Raw genomic sequence first — 9,262 nt, 5'->3', positions numbered from 1 at the left:
GAAATGCCACGTAGCCTTAAGAAGGGTCCCTTCGTGGACGACCACCTGCAGAAGAAGGTGGACGTCCAGAACGAGAAGGGCAGCAAGAACGTCATCAAGACGTGGTCGCGGCGCTCCATGATCGTTCCTGACATGCTCGGGCACACGATCGCCGTGCACGACGGCCGCAAGCACGTCCCGGTGTTCATCACCGAGTCGATGATCGGCCACAAGCTCGGAGAGTTCGCCCCCACGCGTACGTTCCGCAGCCACGTCAAGGAAGACCGCCGCAGCCGGCGGTAAGCGTCCCGGAAGTAGGAGAAAGCGATGGAAGCCAGGGCTCAGGCGCGGTTCGTCCGTGTCACGCCCCTCAAGGCCCGCCGCGTGGTGGACCTTATTCGCGGGCTGCCCGCTTCGGAGGCGCAGGCCGTGCTGCAGTTCGCTCCCCAGTCGGCGAGCGAGCCGATCTACAAGGTGCTCAGCAGCGCCATGGCCAACGCTGAGCACAACTTCGAACTCGACCCCAGCACGCTCGTCGTGAGCCGCGCGTGGGTCGACGAGGGCCCGACGCTGAAGCGGTTCCGTCCGCGTGCCCAGGGTCGTGCCTATCGGATCAACAAGCGGACGAGCCACATCACCGTGATCGTGGAGTCCCGCGAGCCGAAGGGAAGGACCCGATAGTGGGCCAGAAGGTTAACCCGCACGGGTTCCGCCTCGGCATCACGACCGACTTCAAGAGCCGGTGGTACGCCGACAAGCTGTACAAGTCGTACGTCGCCGAGGACGTCGCGATCCGCCGCATGCTGCAGAAGGGCATGGAGCGGGCCGGCATCTCCAAGGTGGAGATCGAGCGCACCACCGACCGCGTGCAGGTGGACATCCACACCGCGCGGCCCGGCATCGTGATCGGCCGGCGCGGAGCCGAGGCCGACCGCATCCGCGGCGACCTGGAGAAGCTGACCAAGAAGCAGGTCCAGCTCAACATCCTCGAGGTGAAGAACCCCGAGATCGACGCCCAGCTCGTCGCGCAGGGCGTGGCCGAGCAGCTGTCGAGCCGTGTCTCGTTCCGTCGCGCCATGCGCAAGGCGATGCAGTCGGCCATGAAGTCCGGCGCCAAGGGCATCCGTGTCCAGTGCTCCGGTCGTCTGGGCGGCGCCGAGATGTCGCGGTCGGAGTTCTACCGCGAGGGCCGGGTGCCGCTGCACACGCTGCGCGCCGACATCGACTACGGCTTCTACGAGGCCCGTACGACCTTCGGCCGCATCGGTGTGAAGGTCTGGATCTACAAGGGCGAGGCTCCGACGAGCCGCGCCGAGCGCGAGGCGGCCGCCGCCGGCGCTCGTGCCGGCCAGCGTCGTGACCGTGACGACCGCCGTGGTGGCGGTGACCGTCCGCGTCGTGGCGGCGGTGACCGTCCGCGTCGTGGCGGTGGTCGCGGCGACCGTGACCGCGCCCCCCGCACCGAGTCCCAGGCGGCACCCGCCCAGGGGACTCCCGAGACCGGCCCGGCTGCGCAGCCGGGTGCTGAAGGGAGCTGACCATGCTGATCCCGCGCAGGGTCAAGCACCGCAAGCAGCACCGGCCCGACCGTAGCGGAGCCGCCAAGGGCGGCACCAGGGTTGTGTTCGGCGAGTTCGGCATCCAGGCGATTGAGCACTCCTACGTGACCAACCGCCAGATCGAGTCCGCCCGTATCGCCATGACCCGTCACATCCGCCGTGGCGGCAAGGTGTGGATCAACATCTACCCCGACCGTCCGCTCACGAAGAAGCCGGCCGAGACCCGTATGGGTTCCGGTAAGGGCTCGCCTGAGTGGTGGGTGGCCAACGTCAAGCCAGGACGCGTGATGTTCGAGCTGTCGGGCGTGGCGGAGCCGGTCGCTCGCGAGGCGCTTCAGCGTGCGATCCACAAGCTCCCAATGAAGTGCAAGATCGTTAAGCGTGAAGTGGGTGAGGCGTGATGGCTAAGGGCCTGACCGCCGGGGAGCTGCGGCTCGAGGACGAGGAGACCCTCGTCCAGAAGTTGAAGGAGGCGAAGGAAGAGCTGTTCAACCTTCGTTTCCAGTCGGCTACCGGTCAGTTGGAGAGCCACGGGCGGCTGCGGGCCGTCCGCCGCGAGATCGCCCGTATCTACACCGTGATGCGCGAGCGTGAGCTCGGCATCGTCACGGTCGAGAAGGAGACGAGCGATGGCTGAGACCGAGACCACTGAGACCACCGAGACGACGACCGAGGCGACGGACGCGCGGAACTTCCGCAAGCTCCGTGAGGGCCTCGTCGTGAGCGACAAGATGGACAAGACCGTCGTCGTCGCCGTCGAGGACCGCGTCAAGCACCGCCTGTACGGCAAGGTCATCCGCCGTACGACCAAGTACAAGGCACACGACGAGGCCAACGCCTGTGGCGTGGGCGACCGCGTGCTGCTCATGGAGACCCGCCCCCTCTCCGCCACCAAGCGGTGGAGGGTCGTGGAGATCCTCGAGAAGGCCAAGTAACACTTCTTCTCGGATATACCGCGCCTCGTGGGGGCTCTGGGAGCCCCCATGCGGCGTCCAAGGACGCGGGGCCGCCAGGCCTCGCGTCGCCTGCGGTGCGGCCCTCCCCGGAGGGCTGTGGCCGGGGGAACAAGACAACAGCAGGTTCCGCCAGGCTCACGCGGAAGCTCGCTTGCGCGGCCTCTTGACGGGGGTGCGAAGCACGACCTGGGGCCGCGGGAGTTCTCTCGCGGCTCCTATGAAAGGCGTGCGAAGCACCATCCGTAGGTCGCGGGGGCGGGGCTCCCGTGTGAGAACCGGCGCGACTAACAGGAGTGAAAGTGATCCAGCAGGAGTCGCGGCTCAAGGTCGCCGACAACACGGGTGCCAAGGAGATCCTCTGCATCCGCGTTCTCGGTGGCTCAGGCCGACGCTACGCCGGTATCGGCGACATCATCGTCGCCACTGTCAAGGACGCCTTGCCCGGCAGCACGGGCGTCAAGAAGGGCGACGTGGTCAGGGCCGTCATCGTCCGCACGGCCAAGGAGCGTCGCCGGCCCGACGGCTCCTACATCCGGTTCGACGAGAACGCCGCCGTCATCATCAGGGACAGTGGCGACCCTCGCGGCACCCGTATCTTCGGCCCGGTCGGCCGCGAGCTGCGCGACAAGAAGTTCATGCGCATCATCTCGCTCGCCCCGGAGGTGTTGTAAATGCCGAAGCTGCATGTGAAGAAGGGTGACCTGGTCAGGGTCATCGCCGGTAAGGACAAGGGCGCCAAGGGTCATGTCATCGCCACCTACCCGCGGGAGGACCGCGTGGTGGTCGAGGGCGTCAACATGATCAAGAAGCACGCCAAGGAGACCCACCAGGGCCCGCGCGGCGCCAAGACCGGCGGTGTGCAGACCATGGAGGCTCCCATCCACGTGAGCAACGTGAAGAAGCTCAAGGACGACAAGCCCGCCGACAAGAAGCCCGCCGAGGAGAAGTCCGAGGCCAAGGCCGACGAGACGGGTGAGGACAGCTGATGACTGCCACGACCACCGAGACAGAGCGCCCGACGCCGCGGCTCAAGACGAAGTACCGCGAGGAGATCGCGGCCCAGCTTCGCGAGCAGTTCGGCATCGAGAACGTCATGCAGATCCCGGGCCTGACCAAGATCAAGGTCAACATGGGTGTCGGCGAGGCGGCTCGCGACTCCAAGCTCATCGAGGGCGCCGTCCGCGACCTCACCGTGATCACCGGCCAGAAGCCGGCCGTCGTCCGGGCCCGCAAGTCGATCGCGCAGTTCAAGCTGCGTGAGGGCATGCCGATCGGCGCGCACGTCACGCTGCGCGGCGACCGCATGTGGGAGTTCCTCGACCGGCTGCTGTCCCTGGCGCTCCCGCGTATCAGGGACTTCCGCGGCCTGTCGCCGAAGCAGTTCGACGGCAACGGCAACTACACGTTCGGTCTGACCGAGCAGGTCATGTTCCACGAGGTCGACCAGGACAAGGTCGACCGGCCGCGGGGCATGGACATCACGATCGTGACCACCGCGAAGAACGACGACCAGGGCCGGGCGCTGCTGAAGCTCCTCGGGTTCCCCTTCAAGGAGGCCTGATCATGGCGAAGAAGTCGCTGATCGCCAAAGCAGGGCGCAAGCCGAAGTTCCAGGTCCGGGCGTACACTCGTTGCTCGCGCTGTGGTCGGCCGCGCGCCGTCTACCGCAAGTTCGGGCTGTGCCGCGTGTGCTTCCGCGAGATGGCGCACCGGGGCGAGCTGCCCGGCATCACCAAGTCAAGCTGGTAGTCCCGGCGAGGGGTTTCTCGTCGGATAACCTGTGGGCGGCCTTCGTGCCGCCCGCGGGTGACCGCCCGCTACTCATATTTCCGAAGAAGACCAGGATGTCCCCCCGCGGGGGCGTCCATGACCACGCCGAAGGTCCACCGGCAGAGAGCCCCGGTCACGGGTGCTGCTTGGCCGACTGGAAACCGCGGCGAGGAAGGCCACTGGCCATGACGATGACCGACCCGATCGCAGACATGCTGACACGTCTGCGCAACGCGAATTCGGCGTACCACGAGAGTGTGGCGATGCCGTACTCGAAGATCAAGGCGCACATCGCGGAGATCCTCCAGCAGGAGGGTTACATCCAGGCTTGGAGCGTCGAGGACGCCAAGGTTGGCAAGAACCTCGTGGTGGAGCTCAAGTTCGGGCCTACCCGTGAGCGGTCGCTCGCGGGCCTGCGCCGGGTTTCCAAGCCCGGTCTGCGGGTTTATGCGAAGAAGGACAACCTGCCTCGAGTCCTGGGCGGGCTGGGCGTCGCGATCATCTCGACGTCCGCCGGCCTCATGACCGACAAGCAGGCCGGCAAGCGTGGTGTGGGCGGGGAAGTCCTCGCCTACGTCTGGTAGAGGGGAGGAACACAGCATGTCGCGAATCGGACGGCTGCCCATCCCTGTGCCGAGTGGCGTAGACATCACGATCAACGGCCAGGATGTCCAGGTCAAGGGCCCGAAGGGCACGCTCACTCACACGGTGGCCGCGCCCATCTCGGTCGCTCGTGACGAGGACGGCAGCATCGCCGTCTCCCGGCCCAGTGACGAGAACAAGGTCCGTGCGCTGCACGGCCTGTCGAGGACGCTGATCGCCAACATGGTGCAGGGCGTCACGCAGGGCTACTCCAAGAGCCTTGAGATCGTCGGTGTCGGTTACCGCGTCCAGGCCAAGGGCCCGACGCAGCTGGAGTTCTCGCTGGGCTTCAGCCACCCGGTCATCGTGGACGCCCCCGAGGGCGTCTCCTTCCGCGTCGAGAAGCCGACCCTGTTCCACGTGGACGGCATCGACAAGCAGAGGGTGGGCGAGGTCGCGGCCAACATCCGCAAGCTGCGCAAGCCTGACCCGTACAAGGGCAAGGGCGTGCGTTACCAGGGCGAACAGATCCGCCGCAAGGTCGGAAAGGCTGGTAAGTAGGCATGGCTCCGAAGACTGCGTTCAGCAAGCACACGGCTGCCCGCACGGTCTCGCGGGCCCGCCGTCACCGCCGCGTCCGCAAGATCGTCGTCGGCACGACCGAGCGTCCCCGCCTGGTCGTCAACCGCTCGACCCGTCACATGTTCGTCCAGATCGTGGACGACACCGTCGGCCACACGCTGGTGAGCGCGTCCACCATGGACGCCTCGCTGCGCTCGCTGGAGGCGGACAAGACCGAGAAGGCCAAGAAGGTCGGCGAGCTCCTCGCTCAGCGGGCCAAGGACGCCGGGATCACCAAGGTCGTCTTCGACCGCGGTGGCAACCGGTATGCGGGTCGGATCGCGGCGCTGGCTGACAGCGCGCGCGAGAGCGGGCTCGAGTTCTGATGAGGGCCCGGGCAACGCAACTAATGGCAACTGAGATGAGGAACCACTGATGGCTGCAGCTCCGCGTCGCGGTGGCGGCACCGGTGGCGAGCGGCGGGACCGTCGTGACGATCGCCGCGGTGGCGCCGCTGACAAGGGCGTCTCGTACATCGAGCGCGTAGTGAAGATCAACCGAGTGGCCAAGGTCGTGAAGGGTGGTCGTCGCTTCAGCTTCACCGCCCTCGTCGTCGTCGGCGACGGCAACGGCATGGTCGGCGTCGGCTACGGCAAGGCCAAGGAAGTGCCCGCGGCCATCGCCAAGGGTGTCGAAGAGGCGAAGAAGCACTTCTTCAAGGTGCCTCGTATCCAGGGCACCATCCCGCACACCGTGCAGGGCGAGGAGGCGGCGGGCGTCGTCTTCCTCCGTCCGGCCTCTGCCGGTACCGGCGTCATCGCCGGTGGCCCGGTGCGCGCGGTCCTGGAGTGCGCCGGCATCCACGACGTGCTGTCCAAGTCGCTCGGCTCGGACAACCCGATCAACATCGTGCACGCCACCGTGGCGGCTCTGAAGGGCCTCTCGCGCCCCGAGGAGATCGCCGCCCGCCGTGGCCTGCCGATCGAGGACGTGGCCCCGGCCCGCATGCTCAAGGCGCAGCGTGAGGGTATTGCCGAGGCCGCGGCCGCTAAGGCGGTGAGCTAGTCGTGGCACGCCTGAAGATCACTCAGGTTCGCTCGAAGATCGGTGGCAAGCAGAACCAGCGTGACTCGCTGCGTTCGCTTGGCCTGAAGCGAATCGGCGACGTCGTCGTCAAGGAGGACCGCCCCGAGATTCGCGGGATGGTCTCCGTGGTGACGCACCTCGTCGAGGTGGAAGAGGTCGACTAGTCATGACTGACAAGGCTCCGCTCAAGATTCACGACCTGCGTCCCGCCCCTGGTGCCAACAGGGCCAAGACCCGCAAGGGTCGCGGCGAGGCGTCCAAGGGCAAGACGGCCGGTCGCGGCACCAAGGGCAGCCACGCCCGCACGACGATCCCCCTCGGCTTCGAGGGTGGCCAGGTGCCGCTGCAGAGGCGTCTGCCGAAGCTCAAGGGCTTCTCCAACGCCCTGTTCAAGACGACCTACCAGGTCGTCAACCTGGACAGGCTCGGTGAGCTGTTCCCCGAGGGTGGCGAGGTCACCGTCGAGGCGCTGGTCGCCAAGGGCGCCGTTCGCAAGAACCAGCTCGTGAAGGTGCTCGGCACCGGTGAGATCTCGGTCGCGGTCAACGTGCAGGCCCACGCCTTCTCGTCGTCCGCGAAGGAGAAGATCGCCGCAGCCGGTGGTTCCGTTACCGAGCTGTAAGAGCTATTACGTGGCGTGGGGGCTTTGACAATGGGCCCCCACGCCCGTAGTGCGTTAGAGTTCGCCAGACGGCAGGATTCTGTCCGGCTCGTTTGACCTGAGACTTTCAGATGGCAGATCCCCGCACCATCGCATACTCACACCGCCGTAAAGGCGCGCAGGAGGGACCGTGCTGACCGCGTTTACCCGGGCGTTCCGGACACCGGACCTGCGCAAGAAGTTGCTCTTCACCCTGGGCATCATCGCGCTGTTCCGTCTCGGCTCGGTTCTTCCGACACCGGGAGTCCACGTCGAGAACCTTGCCGCCTGCTTCGACCAGGCGCGCAGTGGAGAAACCGGCAACATCTACGGGATGGTGCAGCTGTTCAGCGGCGGCGCGCTCCTGAAGTTGTCGGTGTTCGCGCTGGGCATCATGCCTTATATCACCGCGAGCATCATCCTGCAGCTGCTCGTCGTGGTGATCCCACGCCTCGAGGCGCTGAAGAAGGAAGGCCAGGCCGGCCAGACCAAGATCACGCAGTACACGCGTTATCTGACCATCGGTCTCGCCGTCCTCCAGTCGACCGCCTTCATCGCGCTGGCGCGCACCGGCCAACTGTTCCCCAACTGCCAGCAGGACGTCCTGCTCGACCCCGACAACATCTTCGGCATCGTCACGATGGTCGTCATCATGACGGCCGGCACCTCGGTGATCATGTGGCTCGGTGAGCTCATCACCGACCGTGGCGTCGGCAACGGCATGTCGATCCTGATCTTCACCCAGATCGTCGCGGTCTTCCCGTCCGAGCTCGCCAACATCTTCCAGGCCAACAAGTTCACCTTCGCCATCGTCATGGTGGTCGGCGTCTTCATGATCGCCGCAGTGGTCTTCGTCGAGCAGGGGCAGCGGCGCATTCCCGTCCAGTACGCCAAGCGGATGGTCGGTCGAAGGATGTACGGCGGCACGTCCACCTACATCCCGCTCAAGGTCAACCAGGCCGGCATCATCCCGGTCATCTTCGCGTCCTCGCTGCTCTACCTGCCGCAGCTGATCACGTCGCTGTTCCAGACCAGCGACAACGTGGTCATCCAGTGGGTCTCGCAGAACCTCGCGACGGGCGACACGCCGATCTACATGGCCACGTTCTTCCTGTTGATCGTTTTCTTCACGTACTTCTACGTGTCCATCACGTTCAACCCCACTGAAGTCGCCGACAACATGAAGAAGTACGGTGGTTTCATTCCGGGCATCCGCCCCGGCCGTCCGACGGCTGAATACCTGAACTTCGTGCTCACCCGTCTGACCGCGCCTGGCGCGCTCTATCTGGGTCTCATCTCCATGGTCCCGATCGTCGCGCTGGCGGTGGCCGGTGCGAGCCAGAACTTCCCGTTCGGAGGGACGAGCATTCTGATCATGGTAGGTGTCGGCCTTGACACGGTGAAGCAGATCGAGAGCCAGCTGCAGCAGCGCAACTACGAAGGTTTCCTGAGGTAGTGCGTCTCGTTCTGGTCGGGCCCCCCGGAGCGGGTAAGGGGACACAGGCCCAGTACATCGCATCGAACCTGTCCATCCCGAAAATCTCGACAGGTGACATTTTCCGTGCCAACGTCTCGGGGGGCACGGAGCTTGGCAAGCTGGCCAAGACGTACATGGACCGCGGGGACCTGGTGCCCGACGAGGTCACCATCGCCATGGTGCGTGACCGCCTGTCCGAGGACGACGCGCAGGACGGCTTCCTGCTCGACGGGTTCCCGAGGAACGTCGCGCAGGCCGAGATCCTGCGCGACATGCTCAAAGACTGGAGCCAGGCGCTCGACGTGGTGCTCGAACTCGTCGTCGACGACGACGAGGTGGTCAGGCGGCTGGCCGGCCGGCGGACCTGCAGCCAGTGCGGCCGCATCTGGCACGTCGAGTTCGATGACAAGAAAGACGACAAGTGCGACGCGTGCGGGGGCGCGTTGTTCCAGCGTGACGATGACAAAGAGGAGACCGTCAGGCACCGTCTTGAGGTCTATCAGGAGCAGACCGCGCCTCTCGTGTCCTACTACGCGGACGAGCACATTCTGGTCGGCGTGGACGCCACGGGCCCGGTCGAAGAGGTCACGCAACGAGCCATGGACGCTATCAGGCCGTATATGGGCTGATTCCCAGTACGAACCGATTTGGG

The 9,262-nt window shown here is 65.8% G+C and carries 18 protein-coding genes; all 18 read left to right on the top strand.

What is annotated here, in order from left to right:
* Positions 1-3 precede the first annotated feature (3 nt).
* Positions 4-282: a 30S ribosomal protein S19 gene (rpsS, locus tag GUY59_RS28760; protein ID WP_132337005.1), complete on the top strand. Its 279-nt coding sequence runs from the start codon at positions 4-6 to the stop codon at positions 280-282.
* Between the two features lie 24 nt (positions 283-306).
* Entirely contained in the window at positions 307-660 is a 354-nt protein-coding gene (gene rplV / locus GUY59_RS28755; RefSeq protein WP_132337007.1) for a 50S ribosomal protein L22, read from the top strand.
* On the top strand, positions 660-1,517 hold the full coding sequence (gene rpsC / locus GUY59_RS28750) for a 30S ribosomal protein S3 (protein ID WP_132337009.1): 858 nt from the start codon (positions 660-662) through the stop codon (positions 1,515-1,517). The genes rplV and rpsC overlap by 1 nt, the downstream gene beginning before the upstream one ends.
* 2 nt (positions 1,518-1,519) lie before the next feature.
* Positions 1,520-1,939, top strand: coding sequence for a 50S ribosomal protein L16 (gene rplP / locus GUY59_RS28745; RefSeq protein ID WP_132337011.1), 420 nt, complete (start codon positions 1,520-1,522; stop codon positions 1,937-1,939).
* Positions 1,939-2,175 (top strand): 50S ribosomal protein L29, encoded by a 237-nt coding sequence (gene rpmC / locus GUY59_RS28740; protein ID WP_132337013.1) that lies wholly within the window; start codon positions 1,939-1,941, stop codon positions 2,173-2,175. The genes rplP and rpmC overlap by 1 nt, the downstream gene beginning before the upstream one ends.
* Complete coding sequence (rpsQ, locus tag GUY59_RS28735; protein ID WP_138205205.1) at positions 2,168-2,473, top strand: 30S ribosomal protein S17; 306 nt, start codon at positions 2,168-2,170, stop codon at positions 2,471-2,473. Before rpmC ends, rpsQ begins: the two co-directional genes overlap by 8 nt.
* Positions 2,474-2,793: 320 nt before the next feature.
* Entirely contained in the window at positions 2,794-3,165 is a 372-nt protein-coding gene (gene rplN, locus GUY59_RS28730; RefSeq protein ID WP_132337017.1) for a 50S ribosomal protein L14, read from the top strand.
* A gap of 9 nt (positions 3,166-3,174) precedes the next feature.
* On the top strand, positions 3,175-3,480 hold the full coding sequence (gene rplX, locus GUY59_RS28725; RefSeq protein WP_201761458.1) for a 50S ribosomal protein L24: 306 nt from the start codon (positions 3,175-3,177) through the stop codon (positions 3,478-3,480).
* Positions 3,480-4,055: a 50S ribosomal protein L5 gene (gene rplE, locus GUY59_RS28720; RefSeq protein WP_132509674.1), complete on the top strand. Its 576-nt coding sequence runs from the start codon at positions 3,480-3,482 to the stop codon at positions 4,053-4,055. Before rplX ends, rplE begins: the two co-directional genes overlap by 1 nt.
* A 2-nt stretch (positions 4,056-4,057) precedes the next feature.
* Positions 4,058-4,243 (top strand): type Z 30S ribosomal protein S14, encoded by a 186-nt coding sequence (locus GUY59_RS28715; protein WP_132337023.1) that lies wholly within the window; start codon positions 4,058-4,060, stop codon positions 4,241-4,243.
* A gap of 206 nt (positions 4,244-4,449) precedes the next feature.
* Positions 4,450-4,848, top strand: a complete 399-nt coding sequence (gene rpsH / locus GUY59_RS28710) for a 30S ribosomal protein S8 (protein ID WP_132337025.1) — start codon at positions 4,450-4,452, stop codon at positions 4,846-4,848.
* 16 nt (positions 4,849-4,864) lie between these two features.
* Positions 4,865-5,407 (top strand): 50S ribosomal protein L6, encoded by a 543-nt coding sequence (gene rplF, locus GUY59_RS28705; RefSeq protein ID WP_138205207.1) that lies wholly within the window; start codon positions 4,865-4,867, stop codon positions 5,405-5,407.
* 2 nt (positions 5,408-5,409) lie between these two features.
* On the top strand, positions 5,410-5,793 hold the full coding sequence (rplR, locus tag GUY59_RS28700; protein ID WP_132337029.1) for a 50S ribosomal protein L18: 384 nt from the start codon (positions 5,410-5,412) through the stop codon (positions 5,791-5,793).
* 49 nt (positions 5,794-5,842) lie between these two features.
* Positions 5,843-6,472 carry a 30S ribosomal protein S5 gene (rpsE, locus tag GUY59_RS28695; protein WP_132509678.1) on the top strand — a complete coding sequence of 210 codons (630 nt, stop codon included), beginning with the start codon at positions 5,843-5,845 and terminating at the stop codon, positions 6,470-6,472.
* A gap of 2 nt (positions 6,473-6,474) precedes the next feature.
* Positions 6,475-6,657, top strand: a complete 183-nt coding sequence (gene rpmD / locus GUY59_RS28690) for a 50S ribosomal protein L30 (RefSeq protein WP_080043226.1) — start codon at positions 6,475-6,477, stop codon at positions 6,655-6,657.
* 2 nt (positions 6,658-6,659) lie between these two features.
* Positions 6,660-7,115 carry a 50S ribosomal protein L15 gene (gene rplO / locus GUY59_RS28685; RefSeq protein WP_138205209.1) on the top strand — a complete coding sequence of 152 codons (456 nt, stop codon included), beginning with the start codon at positions 6,660-6,662 and terminating at the stop codon, positions 7,113-7,115.
* Between the two features lie 169 nt (positions 7,116-7,284).
* Positions 7,285-8,589 (top strand): preprotein translocase subunit SecY, encoded by a 1,305-nt coding sequence (gene secY / locus GUY59_RS28680; protein ID WP_132337035.1) that lies wholly within the window; start codon positions 7,285-7,287, stop codon positions 8,587-8,589.
* A complete protein-coding gene (locus GUY59_RS28675) occupies positions 8,589-9,239 on the top strand; it encodes an adenylate kinase (RefSeq protein WP_132337037.1) in 651 nt (216 codons plus the stop codon). The genes secY and GUY59_RS28675 overlap by 1 nt, the downstream gene beginning before the upstream one ends.
* Positions 9,240-9,262: the final 23 nt, after the last annotated feature.

It is taken from the genome of Nonomuraea sp. K271 (assembly GCF_009908215.1).
Taxonomy (GTDB): domain Bacteria; phylum Actinomycetota; class Actinomycetes; order Streptosporangiales; family Streptosporangiaceae; genus Nonomuraea; species Nonomuraea longispora.
Note: the sequence above shows the minus strand (reverse complement) of the source record. Positions and strands in the feature narration are given on the sequence as shown.